The organism is Streptomyces sp. NBC_00647 (assembly GCF_045207245.1).
Lineage (GTDB): Bacteria > Actinomycetota > Actinomycetes > Streptomycetales > Streptomycetaceae > Streptomyces.
This window is the reverse complement of sequence record NZ_CP109040.1, coordinates 4198757-4214623: the sequence shown is the minus strand read 5'-3', so window position 1 is coordinate 4214623 and position 15867 is coordinate 4198757. Positions and strand designations below refer to the sequence as shown.

Here is a 15867-nt window from a genome sequence, read left to right as displayed (position 1 = left end):
ACCGCATGTGACGTTCCGTGAAGGTCCGGGGGTGTCGGGGTGCACGCCCTCTCACTCTTCCGGTGCAGACAAACAAGGCAAAGTAGTACAAATTGAATCAGGCTGGGTGCGGTGTCCCGAAATCCGCATCCGGAGGTCGACGTGCCGCGTCCGCTCCCCTTGAGGGCTCTCGCTCGTGAGGCCCTGCGCGGTCTCGCCCGTGACGGGGCGCCCCGCTGGCGCAGCACCGCGGCCGTGTTCACCTCGATGACCGCGCTCGCCGCGACCTCCCTGGTGCCGGGCCCCGCGCTCGCCGAACCCCTGGCGACCCCCTGCGCCCTGACGCGGACCGATGCGCACCACTCGGAGGGCGTCGACACCTGGAACTCCGCCTATGTGCGCCCCACCCGTCCCCTCGACGCGGTGATGGTCTTCCTGTCCTTCCCCGACTCCACTCCGCGCACCACGCCCGCCGAGCTGACCGGCGACTACTTCCCGGCCACCAGCCGCTTCTTCGAGCGTGCCTCGTACGGCAGGTTCACGGTCCGCCCGCATCCGCAGCGCGCCTGGATCCAGATGCCGCACCCCTCCACGTCGTACGCCATACAGCGCGACTGGGACGCCTCCGACCGTGCCGCCTATCTGCGCGACGCCCTCGCGGTGGCCGACCCGCGGGTCGACTTCTCGCGCTACGACGTCGTCTACTTCGTCGCCGACCCGGACGCGCCGGGTGTCGACTCGGACGCCACGAAGGTCGTCAATCTGGACGCGCCCCTGCACGCGGACGGCAAGGACATCCGCCGCGTCGTCACGGTCTTCGAGAAGCACCCGCCGGACCGTCTCGTGCTCGCGCACGAGACCGGTCATGTCTTCGACCTGCCCGACCTCTACCACCGCCCCTCCGACGGCAAGGGCGACTGGGACACCTATGTGGGTGACTGGGACCTCATGGGCAGCCAGTTCGGGCTGTCGCCCGACCTCTTCGGCTGGCACAAGTGGCGGCTGGGCTGGCTGGAATCGCATCAGGTGGCGTGCGTGCAGGGCTCCGGCGTCACCCGGCTGACGCTGGAGCCGCTGGGTGCCGGTCCCGTGAGTGCCGCGGCGGGCGCGCGGGCCGGCGGGGCGCCGGCCGCCGGGGTGCCGGCCGCTGCGGTGCCGACGTCCGCCTCGGCCGCGCCGAGCGGGCCGCGGACGTCCTGGCATCAGCGCTTGGCGTCCTCGCGCGGGTCGGAGGCGGCCACGTACGGGCCCCGGGCGCCCTCGCGCGGCCCGGGCGCGGCGACGTCCCCGAACGGCGTGGGCGTCGCGGCCCTCCCCGGCTCGCAGAGCTTCGGCTCCGGCCGGGGTACCAAACTGGCGGTGGTCCAGACGGGCCCGGACAGCGCGCTCGCCTTCGAGGCGCGCGGCTCGGCGGGCAACGACGACGCGACGTGCACGCAGGGCATCCTCGTCTACCGGGTCCGCAGCCAGACCGAGTCGGGCAGCGGTCCCATCCAGGTCCTCGACGCCCACCCCCGTACCGAGGCCTGCTGGGAGGACTCGGTGTACCCGCCTCTCGCGGACGCGCCGGTGGGCCTCGGCGAGAGCTTCACGGTGCCGGGCGCGAAGGTCCGCGTCGAGGTGGAGGACCGGACGGTGTCGGGAGCCTGGACGGTCAAGATCACGACAGGCTGAGCCCCGCGGGGCCGGGGCACCGGTCCTTGGGAGGGGACGGGAGGCGGGAGGCGGGGAGGGAGGGGAGCGTCGGGCGGGGCGAGGGGCCGGTCGACGGGAACGGGAGCGCGAGGCGGACGGCGCGAAGGGGCGGGGCGACGAAAGGGGTGAGAGGGGGCGACGCGGACGAGCGCGGCGAGGGGAAGGGGCGACGCGGGCGGTGCGAGGAGGGCGAGGCGCGGGCCGAAGTGGGCGGAAACGACGAGAGCGGGATGCTCGCGTTTCCGCGAATCATCCCGCTCTCGTTGGCGTGCGCCGCCAGGGACTCGAACCCCGGACCCGCTGATTAAGAGTCAGCTGCTCTAACCAACTGAGCTAGCGGCGCCTGCTGACGTCGTAGACCTTAGCATCCTGATCGGCGGGAGGAAAAATCGATATCCGCACCGCCGCCGACGCCGCCGCACGGGCCGCCCGTACGGCCGCCCAGAGCAGGATCTCGGGGCCGGGAAGCCAGGGCTGCCGCGTGTCGGGGGCGACCAGCCAGCGCGAATCGGGCCGGACGGTGTCCGGCCCGCCGCCGTCGGCGTTCAGCGCGGGCACGGTGACCGCGTCCCCCGTGCCGTGGCAGAGCAGCGGCGGCACCTCCCGGCACCGCCCCACGTGCCCGCCCCGCCCTTCGGCCTCGCGCTCCCCGTCCTGATGCCCCGCGGAGGCGCCCGAGCCCCACTCCTCCCACTCCATCAGCGAGGGGAGCCGCTGGGCGGTGCCGGGCGCGGCGAACAGCAGCATCCGCCCGCGGTACGCCGCCACCGGACCCGAGCCCGGTCCGTCGTCCCAGAGCCGGTCGAGCATCCGTCGGCCGAAGAGCGCCGGCGCGCTGACGACGTCGAAGGTGCTGCCGCAGGGCAGGACGACCGGGGCGCTCGGCCGCTCGCTCCACAGGGCCAGCGCGCTGCGCGGATACGGTCCCGCCGAGGCGAGCCAGGCGGCTCCCTCGGAAGTGACACCCGAGACGTCCAGCCGCTCGGGAAACGGCGCTCCGGGGCTGTGGGGGGTGCTGCTTGCCGGGTTCCGTGTGCTGCTCATGCCGAGTACATCTACCGGTGGTGAGCACGCCGTCCCGGAGGGTTGCCGGAAACCGGGACAGGACCGGGTGAGGTGGAGTATCTTGCCCGGCTGGCATATGCCACGGGGGTGCCGCGAGGGCCTGGGCAGACGGGAGCGGAACCCTCCCGCTGCCGGTCTCGAGCCGCTGCCGGTATGAAGCCCGCTCCCGGTCCCGGGCACGAGGGTCAGCTCGGGTCGGTCACACCGTGACCGTGCCCGTTGCCCTCCGCGCCCCGAAGCAGGTCCTGGCCGAACTCGACCATCTTCTTCGCGTAGTCCTCGGTCCACTCGGCCCGCTCGGCGATCGAGGCGGCGGTCAGCCGGTCGAAGCGGCGCGGATCGGCGAGCTGCGCGGCGGCGATCGCCTGGAACTCGACCGCCCGGTCCGCGGCGGCACGGAAGGCGTGCGTCAGCTCCGTGGCCCGGTCCAGCAGCGCGCGCGGATCGTCGATCGACTCCAGGTCGAAGAAGTGCTCCGGATCCCCCGCGGCCTCCGCGGGCTCGAAGAGCAGGGGCGCGGGGCGTAGCCGCGGTTCGTTCCGACGCGGCGTGGGCTCCGCCATGTCTTCTCCTCCTCGTACGGTTCAGGGGGCCCTCTCGGTAAAGGGCCACCGTCCATTCTCCCCCGCTCGCGCAAGTGGGCCCGAAGGGCCGAGTGCGCCCCCTCGGCCGGGATTCCGCCGGCCCGGTGTGCCCGGAGCGGGGCTCAGGGCCGCCACGCCACCCGATGCTCCGCCAGATGGGACAACACCGCGTGATTGGCCTCCCAACCGTCCGGGAATTTCACGGTGACTCCCAGCTGCACCGGCTCGGTCGACGGATGGTCGTCCAGCAGTTCGGTGACGCCTTCCCGGCAGACCACGATGCACGCGTGCCGGTGCCGGGACGCGAGCACGCACAGCCGCCCCGTCTCCAGATGGAACGCCGTGGCGTCCGGCCGCCCCGACAGCGGATGCAGGACGACCGTGACGTCGAACTCCCGCCCCTGGAGCCGGTTGGCCGTGTCGACGGTGACGTCCGCGACACCGAGGGCGGTCAGCGCCGCCCGTACGGCCGCGGCCTGGTCACGGTGCGCCGTGCCGACGGCGATCCGGTCGGCCGTCAGCGGCACCGGTTCCTCCGCCCGCTCCGACGTGGCCGCCCCACCCCGGTCGAGCAGCCGTCGTACGACCGCGGCCACCGCGCGCACCGCCTCCGGGTCCGTACGCGGTGTGTGCCGGGCGGGCAGCTCCAGCAGCCCCCAGCCGGACTCGGCCGCCTCGTCGATGACCCGGTCGGTCCCCGAACCGTCCGAGGGGACACCGAAGTTCAGCCGTCGGTCGCCGTGGCCGGTGCCGCTGCGGAACGGCGTGTACGGATAGAAGGCGTGCGAGACCAAGGGCGCCGCCGACGCGGGCAGCCGCCAGGACACCGGAAGCCGGTGCTGCGGCAGCTGCGGATTGTGCGCCAGCAGGGTGGTCACCGCGGACGCCGACGGGTCGTACGACAGACCCGCCCACTGCTCCGAACCGACGATCGCGAACGGGTCCAACTGCCCCGGATCGCCCACGAACAGCGCCCGCTCGAAGAGCCCGGCGACGGCGAGCAGCGCGTCCGAGCGCATCTGGTACGCCTCGTCGACGATCGCGTGCCGCCACGGCTCGACGCCCTTGACGTGGGCCCACTTCGCGGCGGTGGAGATGACGACGTCGAGCCCCGCCAGGTCGGCCGCCTTCGTCGACTTGCGCACCTGGTCCAGGCCGTCGAGTGCCTTGTCGTACGGGTCGGAGTCGCTGCTGTGCAGCCGCCCCACGGGCAGCTCCGGGGCCTTCTCCGCGAGCCGCAGCACCAGATCGTCGACCTGGGCGTTGGTCTGCGCGATCACCATCAACGGGCGCCCGGCGGAAGCCAGTTCGAGTGCGGCCCGGACGACGAGGGTCGACTTGCCGGCGCCCGGTGGGGAGTCGACCACGACGCCGCGGTCGGTGCCGTGCAGGGTGTCGCGCAGAATCGCGTCGGTTGCGCGGCCGGCCTCGGCACCCGGGTCGAAGACGGCGGTCACAGGACGTCCTCCTCGGTCACCGGGTCCGGCAGCGGCAGGGCGTCGGGCTCACCCGGCGGCCCTCCGTGCGTCCACGGTGTCTCCTCCGGGTCGGGCAGCTTGGCGCCGCCCCGCTGTTCGTGCTCGAAGAGGGTGAAGCAGACGAGGTCCCCCTTCTCCGGCACGGACCCGGCCTCGGGTTCCTTGCCGCGCCCCATCTTGTCGACGATCCGCAGCACCAGGGCCGCGCCGTCGTCCTCGGCCGCCACGAACTCCGCTGCCTGCGGCTTCCCGCCCAGCGAGCGGTACACCTTGGCCCGTTCCCCCAGATGCGGTCGGTCGTCCGTGCGGACGGTCACCAGCGGGCGGGGGCTCGGCCGCTTGCCCTCGCTGTACGCCATCACGACATCGGTGACCTCTCCCGCGAACGCCTCCCCGGCGAGCCGCCGGCCCGCCATGACCAGCGGGTCGTCCAGGGCCTCCTGGGCTTCCAGTCGGGCCTGTTCGCGCTCGCGCGTGGCCAGCTTGTTCGCGGCGGTGACCGCGTCGTCGCGGCGCGGCTGCGGCGGCTCGCCCGCCACGACCCGGTCACGGTGTCCGGTGAACGACCAGCGGTCGCGGGTCCACCGGTCGGCGGCGTGCGCCCCTTCCGGCAGCGCCCGCAGCAGGTCGAGCCCGTGCCAGACCGCGTCCCAGGTGGGCCGTGCGACGCGCTCGACGAGAGCGCGGATCTCGCGCTCCGCGGCGGTGAGTTCGCCGAGCCTGTCGTCCGCCTCGATGCCGTCCTCGGCGGCGGCCAGCGCCGTGCGCGCGCGGTCGTAGCGCTCGATGGCGGGGGCCAGCAGCTGGTTGTCGAAGGCGGGATCGGTGGCGGGTCCGGCGGGCGGGCAGACGAGCTGGCCCCGTGCGTCCCGCTGGAGCTCGGCCCGCACCGCGGCCTCGGCGCCCGGCTCGCCGTCCGGCGGGTCGATCCAGGCGAGCAGCGCGCCGAGATGCTGGTCCTCCAGACTGCTCTGCCCGGTCGCCCAGTGCCGGGACACGACGTCGGTGAGGGCGAGGAGCAGGGCCGAGCCGGGCACCCGGGCTCGCTCGCCGAAGTGGGTCAGCCAGCGGCCGAACAACGGCACCCGGGGCGGCGCCGGATGCGGGGTCTCGGGATCCTGCTCGGCGGTGCGGCGAAAGCGCGTGGAGCGCCCGAGAAGGCGGACGAACTCGATACCCGCCCGGCCCGGCACGATCAGCTGCGGAGCGTCCGCGCACAGCTCGACCTCGACCTTGACGCGCTTGCCGGTCTCCGGGTCGGTCTCGCTGCGCTCGGCCGCCTCGACCATGTCCGCGTACGTGTCGATGTACGGCAGGACGACGTCCGCCAGCTCGGCGAGGAACGCGAAGCGCAGGTCGCGGTCGCGGGGCTGCGGGACGACCAGCAGCCGGGGCGCCTCCCGGTCCGTGCCGACCAGCGCGCCGAGCGGGGCTCCCGCCTCACCGGCGGTGGTGAGCGGCACGAACACCAGCGGCCGTTCGGTGAGATGGCGGTGGAGCACGGTGGCGGCGGGCTGTGCCCGGCCGCTCTCGACGGCCTCCAGCCGGGCGAGGGTGGCGATCAGCGACATGCGCTGGCCTCCCGTCCGTCCGACACGCCGGCCACCGGCACCGGCACCGGGACGTCGCCGCCCACGGGCCCCGGGGTGCCGGACGCCTGACTCTGCCCCACCCCGGCCTTCCAGGTGCGGGCCTCCGGAACCGTGCCGCTCAGGGCCTCCGCCCGCAGCAGCGCCGCTCTCCTGAGCGCCGCGACGGCCGGGTCCCCGGGGTCGCCGGCCTCCCCGTGGGCCGCCGCCAGTACGTCCGTGACGGTCGTCAGGCCGCCCAGCTCCGCGCGCAGTGAGCGGCCCAGGGACGTCACCGCACCCTCGGCGCGCGAACGGGCGCGGCAGTGGAAGGCCAGCTCGCAGGCGGACAGGCACTCGGGCGCGTAGGTCGCGGGGACCGCCTCGACGGCGGTGATCAGTTCCTCTGCGGGAAGGCCGGGGGAGAAGCAGCTGCCCTCGGGGAGGGCGGCCGCGATGTCCTCGACGCGGGTGAGCCGGTCGAGCTGGCGGCGGGTGACCGCCCGCTGCTTGCGGACGTCGACGGCCGAGGCGGTCGGGAGGTTGGAGAAGTCCTTGGGGCAGACCAGGAGGACGCGGTGGCGGACCGCGGGGGCGGGATCGAGGCGGGCGGCGACCTCCTCCAGGGCGAGGACGTACACCGCGGACTGCCGGGCGGCGGCGCCCACCTTGGCCGGGTCGGCCGAACCGTCCAGCATGGGGAACGACTTGATCTCGACGACCGTCCAGTCGCCGTCCGGGTGGACGACCACGGCGTCCGGCTCCAGGAAAGCGGCGGAGCCCGCGACGTCCAGGGCGAGCATGGGGTGGTCGAGCAGGGTCCAGGAGCCCGCCTCGGTGGCCTCGCGCAGCGCCAGCTCCGTACGCTTCGCGCGTCCCTCGGGTCCGATCGCGCTGAGGTCGGGCACCGCACCCGAGCCGGGCGGTTCGGCGCCGGGATCCAGCTTCTCGTGCACCAGCCGCAGCAGCTCGGCACCGCCGTCGGCCTTGACCCGCGCCTCGAACGCGTTGCCCCGCATGAACGCGAACTGCGACATCCCGAACGCGGACGGCGCGCCGAGCGCGCTCGCCAGCTTCGCCTTGTCGACACCCGCGCCGTCCAGCAGGGCGCGGCGGTCGCACCCGGGGTTGGCGGCGAGCGCCGCGAGGGCGCGCGCGTCGAGCGGCTTCGGTGCGACGTCCGGACCGCGCAGCTCAGCGAGCTGCTGCCGCAGCGCCGTCCCCCGCGTCCGTGGGAGAGGCACCCGGCTCGGCTCCCGGCCCGGTTCGGGACTCGCGCTGTCGGGGAATTCGTTCACCCGTGGAAGTCTGGCATCCCGCACTGACAATCGCGGAACCCTCGCCCCGGGAGGCACCCGCGACCCAGGGGGCGCGGACCGCCAGGACGGTCCGCAGGCGGTTCGCCGTGCGCATCACGAACGGGGTCAGCAGCAGTCCGGCCCCCATGACCGCGGCGCCCGCGACGGCGTCCAGGAAGTAGTGGTTCGCCGTGCCCATCACCACGATCGTGGTGACCAGCGGATACACGACACCGGCGACCTTGGCGGCGGGCGTGCGGCCGTAGCGCCACAGCATCACTCCGCACCACAGCGCCCAGCCCACGTGCAGGCTCGGCATCGCCGCGTACTGGTTCGTCATCCCGCCCAGACCGCGCGGCGCGCTCGCCTCGCCGCCCCACCAGCCGTAATCGCTGTACTGGGCCATCGTGTCGACGAAGCCGTGGCCGGACGACAGCAGCCGGGGCGGGCAGGTCGGCAGCAGGGTGAAGCCGATCAGGCCCAGGAAAGTGGAGGTCATCAGCCATGTGCGGGCCGCGCGGTAGCGCACGGTCCGGGAGCGGAAGAGCCAGATCAGGATCGCGGGCGTCACCAGGTAGTGCAGCGACGCGTACCAGAAGTCGGCGGGGACGCCCAGCCAGGCCTGACGCGTGAACAGCCGGTTCAGCGGGTGTTCCGCGTTGAGGTGGAGGACCTTCTCGATGCGCAGGATCTCGAGTCCGTGACCGACCGCGCCGGCGGAATCGCCCCGGGCGAGCAGCCGGCCCGCCGAGTAGGACGCGTACACGAGCAGGATCAGCGGGAGCTCGGTCCACCAGCGGAGCCGGGCGGATGCCGCCGCGGACGCGCGCAGCTCCGTCCACCGGCGCAACCGGGCGCGTGGCGCCGCTTCGGTACGCGGTGCGTCGGTCTGCGGCATCCGATCGCCCTCCCCCATCTGTTTGTGGTGGCCCGACAGTACGCAGTCTGCTGACGACGGTCCGTGGCCAACCGGATTTTACGATGAACGCGAATGCCCCGACGGGGCGCCCCCGGTCCTCAAAGACGCGGAGATCGCCCCCCGGGTTGCCCCGGGCGGGGGTGAGCGATGATGGAGTGACCCACTCCTCAGTCGTCATCGAGTGAGCCGACCCCTCACTCGTGCCGCCCGTTCCGGAAAGGCTCCTCTTCATGGCACCGCGCATCCTGCTGGCCCGGCACGGACAGACGGAATGGTCGCTGTCCGGAAAGCACACCGGCAGGACCGACATCCCACTCCTGGAAGAGGGCCGGCGCGGCGCCAAGCTGCTGGGTGAGCGGCTCCACCGGGCGCCGTTCGACGGGCTCTCCGGTGTCGAGGTGCGCACCAGCCCGCTCTCGCGCGCGCGGGACACGTGCGAACTCGCCGGTTTCGGGGAGCGCGCGACCACCTGGGACACGCTCATGGAGTGGGACTACGGCGCCTACGAGGGCATGACCCCGGCGGAGATCCAGGGAATCCGCCCGGGCTGGTTCATCTGGCGCGACGGTGTCCCCGAGGGGGAGACGCTGGAGCAGGTCACCGCGCGCGCGGACGAGGTCGTCTCCTGGGCACGCTCGGCGGACCGCGATCTCCTGATCTTCGCGCACGGCCACATCCTGCGTTCCATAGGCGCCCGCTGGCTGGGCCTTCCACTGGACTTCGCGGCCCGCATCCGCCTCAACCCGACCTCTCTGTCGGTGCTCGGCTGGGCCTACGAGGAGCCCGCGATCGAAGTGTGGAACGACTGCGGGCACCTGAGCGCCTGACCGGCGTTCGCGGCATCCCTCACGCCGTGCGCGGCAGGCTCGCGTGGCGGTCGAGGAACGCGGAGACGCCCGAGGCCCTGCGGTGCGGGAGCAGAACGCGGGCCGTCGCCGCCAGCATGGTCTGGATGCGGGAGGACTGGACCTCGTTCAGCAGGTCCAGGACGCGCAGACCGGCGGCGGCGGCCTCGTCGGGGCGGCCGCCACGGGCCAGGTCGTCGGCGAGTTCCGCGGTGTACAGGGCGATGTTGCGGGTGAAATGCGGGTCCTGGAGGTGGGCGGCGCGGCGTGCGTGGCGGGCCGCCCGGGGCCAGTCGCCCAGCGTCGACCAGCACTGCGCCTCGAGACCTTCCAGTTCGGCCTCTCCGTAGAAGGTCATCCACTCGGGGTCCGTCTCCGAGGGACCCCGCTCGTAGAGGGCCTGCGCGCGCGCCATCGCCTGCTCGCACCCCTTGCGGTCGGCGAGTCCGGCCCAGCCGCCCGCCTCGCGCAGCGCGAGCAGCGAGAGCAGGCGCGGGGAGCCCAGGGGCCGGGCGGCGCGCTGTGCCGCCTGGGCCGCGCGCACGGCCTCGCGGGGGCGCCCCGCGTCGCGCGCCAGGAACGCCGTGTTGCAGAAGGCGTGGGCCTCCAGGCCCGGGTCGCCCGCCATCCGGGCGGTCGCGAGGGCCTCCGCGTAGTGCGAGCGCGCGTCGTCGAAGCGCCCGGAGTCGTGTGCCAGCCAGCCCACCGAGATGGCCAGTTCGCCCGCGCCGGCGTACAGCCGGTCGGCGGTGGCCTGCCGGGTGGTGCCCGCGTCGAGCAGCGCGTACGCCGTGCGCAGCGGTGCCGCGGCGCGCCGGTAGAGCCCGTCGGCCCCGTGCCGGTCGTCGAGCAGCCGGATCTTGCGGACGGCCTCTTCGAGGGTGCCCGCCTCGGACGTACCCGCCCGGTGGACGCGTCGTTCGGCGGCCGCGGCGCTGCCGCCGAAAGCACCCGTGAAAGGTCCCATCGAGGCAGCCGCCACGGTGGCGGTGCCTCCCGTCATGAATGCGCGACGCTGCACGTCGCTCTCCTCGTGGTTCTGATCGCGTTTCTCGTACGTGTCGTACGGGTCGCACGAGCGGTGCGGGTCGTACGGATCGAGCGGATCGAGCGGGTCGTGCGGATGGTGCGCGGTGTACGGCGCCGGGAGGTGATGCGGGTCCGGCGTCTCATACGTCTCGTACGCCCCGCCCGTCTCATAGGGGGCATGCGAAGGGTTCGTGGAGTGCGCGAGGGGTGCCTCGTCCATGTCGCGCGCCCCGCGTCCGCGTACCCATGAGCGGGGCGCGAAACCGAGGTCGGTCAGCGTGCGGCCGGGGAACATGTGCAGGAACACCCGCTCGTACGCGTAGTTGGGACAGCGGATCTCGCCCGCCTCGACGCGCCCGATGTAGCGCGCGTCGCAGCTGACCCGCTCGCCGATCTCGCGCGCGGCCCGCCGCACCGCCGCGGCGAACTCGCCCGGGGAGCGCTGGCCGCGCAACCGCCGGAAAGCGAGATTCGGCCGCGGTGGCCGGGGGGACGGGGACGAGGTCACCGTTGACGACGCCATGGCCGGGCCCTCTCTTGCGAACCGTCGAACCATGCCGGAAAGCGGGGCGAGTTGACCGGGTTGTGCCCAGTAGGTGCCCTGCGTCCGGCGGGGCAAGAACGTACCTGCTGTGACAACGCCACCACGCTGGGTTTGGCTACAAACCGGATATCTCATCCACGATCTGCCATGAACTGCCATCCTTTGTGGCGGAGTTTCGCCGTAGCCGTTGACGTCCTGCCGCGTTGAACCCGGTGGACCGGGAGCCGCCCGAACTCCCGACCCACTCGTCATGAGGAGGGGTTCCGTTGGAGGCCGGGATGCAGATCAGACAGAGCACCGAGTTCCCTACACCACCGTCGGCAGCGCAGCACGGACCGTCCCAGGAAGGCGGCGTCCCGCTGCGGCCGGTCACCGCGTGCGAGCTGGTGACCGTTCCGGCACGCCAGGGACTGGAGGCGGTCGACATCCTGCGCCGTGGCGCGGGCGAGGCCGTGGGGCCGGTCCTGCACGACGACGGATGCGACACCCTCGGCTTCCTGGTGCCGCCCGGCACCGCCGACGCCTGGGACGTTCCCGGCAGCACCTGTACCCAGACCGACGGCCGAGGCCTGCGGATGGCCCCCGAGCCCCCGGTCGAGGGCTCGGACTGGCTGCTCCCGCCCGGCGAGGCGGATCTCGCCACCGACCCGGCGGTGCTGCGGGCCGCGCTGGGCGAGGCGGCACGGCTGATCGAGGCGGCGGACGGCTGCCGGTGAGCTCGCCGGGCGGACGTCGGGCGGTGACCCGGCGGACGTCGGGCGGCGGCCGGTGACCGCCCTCATCGACGCCCTGGGCGGCGGGATCGGGCCTCGGGAACGACGCCGGTGAACCCTGTCGTCGCCCGTCGGGGAGCCCTGGCGATCGGTCGCTGAGCCGACCCGCCCCCGCGCCCCGATAATGGCGGGATGGCGAGGGCGAAGAATCAGCGGGTGGACGACGGCCGCGACACGGGGCGGGGCGGGCGGCGCGGGCAGGCGGCCGAGGCGGTCGTCGAGGCCGTCGACGGCGGGCTCGCCGAGCTGCTGCCGGACCGCGACCGGGCGCGCGCCTGGACCCTGCTCATCGACGGTGCGCCGCAGTCCCACGTCGACCTCGACGACCCCTCCTTTCTGAGCTTCGAGTACCAGCGCCGCCTCGGCCACGTCATCGACCTCGTCGCCCCGCCCGGCAAGCCCGTGCACGTCGTGCACCTCGGCGGCGGCGCCATGACGCTCGCCCGCTACACCGCCGCCACCCGCCCCCGGTCCACCCAGCAGGTCGTCGAACGCGACGCGGCCCTCGTGCAACTGGTGCGCCGGGAAGTTCCGTTGGATCCGAACGCCCGGATCAGGGTGCGTTCCACGGACGCCCGGGAGGGTCTCGCCAAGGTGCCCGACGGCTGGGCGGACCTGGTCGTCGCGGACGTGTTCAGCGGCGCGCGCACGCCCGCCCACCTGACGTCCGTCGAGTTCGTCACGGAGGTCCGCCGGGCGGTGAAGGACTCCGGGATCTACGCCGCGAACCTCGCCGACGGACCTCCGCTCGCCCATCTCCGGGGCCAGATCGCCACCGTGGCCTCCGTCTTCCCCGAACTCGCCCTGGTCGCCGACCCGACGGTGCTGCGCGGCAAACGCTTCGGGAACGCGGTCCTCGTCGCCTCCGGCCGGCCGCTGCCGATCGCCGAACTGACCCGCCGCGCCGCCTCCGACCCGCATCCCGCCCGGGTCGAACACGGCAGGGAGCTCCTGGACTTCACGGGCGGCGCGTCCCCGGTCACGGACGCGGTGGCGGTGGCGTCGCCTGCACCGCCGCCGTCGGTGTTCCGCTGACCCGGCGTCAGCGCGCCCGGGCCGCCCGCACCGGCCGTGTCCGCGGGGCGACCCGCCGGCCCGTCCGTCCGCCGAGTACGGCGGTCAGTACGTCCCGATCTCCACGTGCGGCGGCCCGTCGTGCCAGGTGCAGAACACCGAGACCCGGTCCGCGCCCGAGCTGAACTCCACGCGGATCCACGACTCCGTCTTCCACACCTGCATCGACCAGCTCGTGTTCGGCGTCGCGGACACCAATGTCGCGTAGGCGCTGCCGATGTCGAAGACCACCCGGCCGCCTTCGGTGTCGTAGCTCTTGACCTGTCCGGAGGGCGGCGGGGAGGCCGCCGGCGTCGGGGAGGTCGCCGAGGAGCTGCTGCTCGGGGACGCGCTTCGCGAGGGCGTCGCGCTCGCCTTCGCGCTCGTGGAAGGCCTGTCCGACGCGCTCCTGGACGGCTCGGCCCGCCGCGTCGAGGAGGCCAGTGGTTTCGGCTCCTGCGTCGTCGCCCCGGCCGCCGTGATGGGCAGGGCCCGCGGAGGGTCGTATGCGGTCCCCGTCATCACGGTGTGGACACCCCACCACGACAGCGTGACCGCCGCGCCCGTGGCGAGCGACCACGCGAGTACGTGTACGAGTCCTCTGCGCATCGCGGCCATACTGCACCACGAGCCCCACGGGTGTCTCATGGCCCTGCCCAGAGCCGAGTTGTCCACAGCGGGCGGGCCGTGATTGTCCACAGGTGCCCGTCGGAGGTTGTCCACAGGCACCGGACGGCATCGCCCGGATGGCGTACGGTGCCGCCCATGGCAAGTGTGCTCGTTGTCGAGGACGATCAGTTCGTACGCTCGGCCCTCATCCGGCATCTGACCGAGGCCGCGCACATCGTGCGCAGCGTCGGCACCGCCCTGGAGGCGCTGCGCGAGGTCGCCCATTTTTCCTTCGACGTCGTGATCCTCGACCTCGGACTGCCCGATCTGGACGGGTCCGAGGCGCTGAAGATGCTGCGCGGGATCACCGACGTCCCGGTGATCATCGCCACCGCGCGGGACGACGAGGCGGAGATCGTCCGACTGCTGAACGACGGCGCGGACGACTACCTGACCAAGCCGTTCTCGGTCGAGCACCTGTCCGCGCGGATGGCGGCGGTGCTGCGCCGTGCGCGCACGAGCGCGGGCGACGCGCCTCCGTCGACGGTCATCCGCGTCGGCGGGCTCGCCATCGACCCGCTGCGACGCCAGGCGGAACTGGACGGTGTACGACTCGACCTCACCCGGCGCGAGTTCGACCTGCTCGCCTTCCTGGCCGGGCGCCCCGGCGTCGTCGTGCCGCGCAAGGAACTGCTCGCCGAGGTCTGGCAGCAGGCGTACGGCGACGACCAGACCATCGACGTCCATCTGTCCTGGCTGCGCCGGAAGTTGGGGGAGACGGCGGCGCGACCGCGCTATCTGCACACCCTGCGGGGCGTCGGCGTGAAGCTGGAACCGCCGAGAGCGGAGCGGCCGCTATGAGGTGGGCGCTGGTCAAGGTGTGCGTGGCGGTGACGACGATGGTCGTGATCGCCTTCGCGGTCCCGCTCGGCCTGGTGATCAAGGAGATGGCGCGGGACCGGGCGTTCTCGAACGCCGAGCGGGAGGCCGCCGCCGTCGCGCCCGCGCTCTCCATCACCACCGACCGGGACGAGCTGGAGCGCGTCGTCGCCTCGGCCGGCTCGGACGCGGGGATGGGCGTGCACATACCCGCCGCCGACGGCAGTCCCGCGGTCGAGATCGGCAAGCAGCGCGCCGCGGGCAAGGACATCGCCATGACCCGCAGGCTGGGCCGGGCCTCCACCACGGAGGTGCCCGGCGGCTCCACGCTGCTCCAGCCCATCGCGCTCAGCTCCGGTGAGATCGCCGTCGTCGAGGTGTACGTCCCCGAGGCCGAGGTCAGCAACGGCGTCGGGACGGCGTGGGCGGTCCTCGCCGCGGTCGGCGTCGCCCTCGTCATCGGCTCCGTCGCGGTCGCCGACCGGCTGGGCGTGCGGGTGGTGCAGCCCGCGCAGCGTCTCGCCGAGAGCGCGCACGAACTGGGCGAGGGACAGCTGGGCTCCCGCGTGCCCGAGGAAGGGCCGACCGAACTGCGGCTGGCAGCCGTCGCCTTCAACTCCATGGCCGACCAGGTCGTCCAACTGCTCGCCAACGAGCGGGAACTGGCCGCTGACCTCTCGCACCGCCTGCGTACGCCGCTGACCGTGCTCCGCCTCAACACCGCCTCGCTCGGCGACGGGCCGGCCGCCGAGCAGACCCGGGCCGCCGTCGCGCAACTGGAGCGCGAGGTCGACACGATCATCCGGACGGCGCGGGAGGCCAAGCCGCAGACCGCGGCGATCGGTGTCGGCGCCGGGTGCGACGCGTCCGAAGTCGTCCGTGAGCGCATGGACTTCTGGTCGGCGCTCGCGGAGGACGAGGGCCGCAAGGTGCGGGTGGCCGGTGTGGACCGGCCGGTCCGCATACCCGTGGCCCGCGCCGACCTCGCCGCCGCGCTCGACGCCCTGCTCGGCAATGTCTTCCGGCACACCCCCGAGGGCACGGCCTTCGCGGTCGACGTGCACAACCCCGAGGACGCCGTGATCATGCTGGTGTCGGACGCCGGCCCGGGCATCGTGGACCCGGTCGCCGCGATGGCGCGCGGAAGGGGCTCGGGCAGCGACGGGTCGACGGGCCTCGGCCTGGACATCGTGCGCCGGCTCGCGGAGTCGACGGGCGGTGACGTACGGATCGGGTCCTCCGTGCTGGGCGGAACCGAGGTGCGTATCTGGATCCAGCTGGACGGAAGGGCACCGGTCCGGCGCGGGCACCGGGGCAGCGTACGGCGCCGGAGGCGCGGCGTGGGCGTGAGCTGAGCGGGGGGGCGCCACGTGGCGCCAATCCGCCCACATTGGTCTCGACCTTTAACCGCTCCCGATGCCTTCCTTAAGCGCACCCTAAGATCCTCAACCTCCGTCCGGATGAACCGGTTTGACCGATTCCGGATCGCTAGCGTGATGCCGCACTCCCTGGGACGTCCCCAGCGATCCCAGCGAACCCCCGTGAATCC

The 15867-nt window shown here is 73.4% G+C and carries 14 protein-coding genes and 1 tRNA gene; 6 read left to right on the top strand and 9 right to left on the bottom strand.

Translation table 11 applies throughout. The annotated features are described in order from the left end of the window. Positions 1 to 111: 111 nt before the first annotated feature. Positions 112 to 1653: a M6 family metalloprotease domain-containing protein gene (locus tag OG788_RS18390; RefSeq protein WP_406372110.1), complete on the top strand. Its 1542-nt coding sequence runs from the start codon at positions 112 to 114 to the stop codon at positions 1651 to 1653. Between the two features lie 290 nt (positions 1654 to 1943). Here the strand turns inward: OG788_RS18390 and OG788_RS18385 are convergent. The 7 genes from OG788_RS18385 to OG788_RS18355 all read right to left on the bottom strand — a co-directional run bounded on the left by OG788_RS18385 (position 1944) and on the right by OG788_RS18355 (position 8565). Further along, positions 1944 to 2017 (bottom strand) — tRNA-Lys (locus OG788_RS18385). Further along, positions 2008 to 2718, bottom strand: a complete 711-nt coding sequence (locus tag OG788_RS18380; RefSeq protein ID WP_406372108.1) for a bifunctional DNA primase/polymerase — start codon at positions 2716 to 2718, stop codon at positions 2008 to 2010. The genes OG788_RS18385 and OG788_RS18380 overlap by 10 nt, the downstream gene beginning before the upstream one ends. Positions 2719 to 2924: 206 nt before the next feature. Beyond that, positions 2925 to 3302 carry a hypothetical protein gene (locus tag OG788_RS18375; RefSeq protein WP_351542041.1) on the bottom strand — a complete coding sequence of 126 codons (378 nt, stop codon included), beginning with the start codon at positions 3300 to 3302 and terminating at the stop codon, positions 2925 to 2927. 143 nt (positions 3303 to 3445) lie between these two features. Further along, positions 3446 to 4780 (bottom strand): AAA domain-containing protein, encoded by a 1335-nt coding sequence (locus OG788_RS18370; RefSeq protein ID WP_406372106.1) that lies wholly within the window; start codon positions 4778 to 4780, stop codon positions 3446 to 3448. After that, positions 4777 to 6372 carry a hypothetical protein gene (locus tag OG788_RS18365; RefSeq protein ID WP_406372104.1) on the bottom strand — a complete coding sequence of 532 codons (1596 nt, stop codon included), beginning with the start codon at positions 6370 to 6372 and terminating at the stop codon, positions 4777 to 4779. The genes OG788_RS18370 and OG788_RS18365 overlap by 4 nt, the downstream gene beginning before the upstream one ends. Beyond that, positions 6363 to 7613, bottom strand: a complete 1251-nt coding sequence (locus OG788_RS18360) for a hypothetical protein (protein ID WP_406372102.1) — start codon at positions 7611 to 7613, stop codon at positions 6363 to 6365. The genes OG788_RS18365 and OG788_RS18360 overlap by 10 nt, the downstream gene beginning before the upstream one ends. Then, positions 7564 to 8565, bottom strand: coding sequence for a phosphatase PAP2 family protein (locus OG788_RS18355; protein ID WP_406372100.1), 1002 nt, complete (start codon positions 8563 to 8565; stop codon positions 7564 to 7566). Before OG788_RS18355 ends, OG788_RS18360 begins: the two co-directional genes overlap by 50 nt. Positions 8566 to 8816: 251 nt before the next feature. Between OG788_RS18355 and OG788_RS18350 the strand changes: the two genes are divergently transcribed. Next, positions 8817 to 9413 (top strand): histidine phosphatase family protein, encoded by a 597-nt coding sequence (locus OG788_RS18350; protein WP_406372098.1) that lies wholly within the window; start codon positions 8817 to 8819, stop codon positions 9411 to 9413. A gap of 19 nt (positions 9414 to 9432) precedes the next feature. On the opposite strand, the gene OG788_RS18345 is transcribed toward OG788_RS18350, so the two are convergent. Beyond that, a complete protein-coding gene (locus OG788_RS18345) occupies positions 9433 to 10983 on the bottom strand; it encodes a hypothetical protein (protein ID WP_406372097.1) in 1551 nt (516 codons plus the stop codon). A 299-nt stretch (positions 10984 to 11282) separates the two neighbouring features. Between OG788_RS18345 and OG788_RS18340 the strand changes: the two genes are divergently transcribed. Further along, positions 11283 to 11720 carry a hypothetical protein gene (locus tag OG788_RS18340; protein WP_351542048.1) on the top strand — a complete coding sequence of 146 codons (438 nt, stop codon included), beginning with the start codon at positions 11283 to 11285 and terminating at the stop codon, positions 11718 to 11720. A gap of 189 nt (positions 11721 to 11909) precedes the next feature. Further along, positions 11910 to 12812, top strand: coding sequence for a spermidine synthase (locus OG788_RS18335; protein WP_406372095.1), 903 nt, complete (start codon positions 11910 to 11912; stop codon positions 12810 to 12812). An 84-nt stretch (positions 12813 to 12896) separates the two neighbouring features. Here OG788_RS18335 and OG788_RS18330 read toward each other — a convergent pair whose 3' ends face one another. Then, positions 12897 to 13439, bottom strand: coding sequence for a hypothetical protein (locus OG788_RS18330; RefSeq protein WP_406372094.1), 543 nt, complete (start codon positions 13437 to 13439; stop codon positions 12897 to 12899). Positions 13440 to 13595: 156 nt separating this feature from the next. On the opposite strand from OG788_RS18330, the gene OG788_RS18325 reads away from it, so the two are divergent. Further along, positions 13596 to 14300, top strand: a complete 705-nt coding sequence (locus OG788_RS18325) for a response regulator transcription factor (protein ID WP_266759091.1) — start codon at positions 13596 to 13598, stop codon at positions 14298 to 14300. Continuing rightward, positions 14297 to 15673, top strand: coding sequence for a sensor histidine kinase (locus OG788_RS18320; RefSeq protein ID WP_406372092.1), 1377 nt, complete (start codon positions 14297 to 14299; stop codon positions 15671 to 15673). The genes OG788_RS18325 and OG788_RS18320 overlap by 4 nt, the downstream gene beginning before the upstream one ends. Positions 15674 to 15867: the final 194 nt, after the last annotated feature.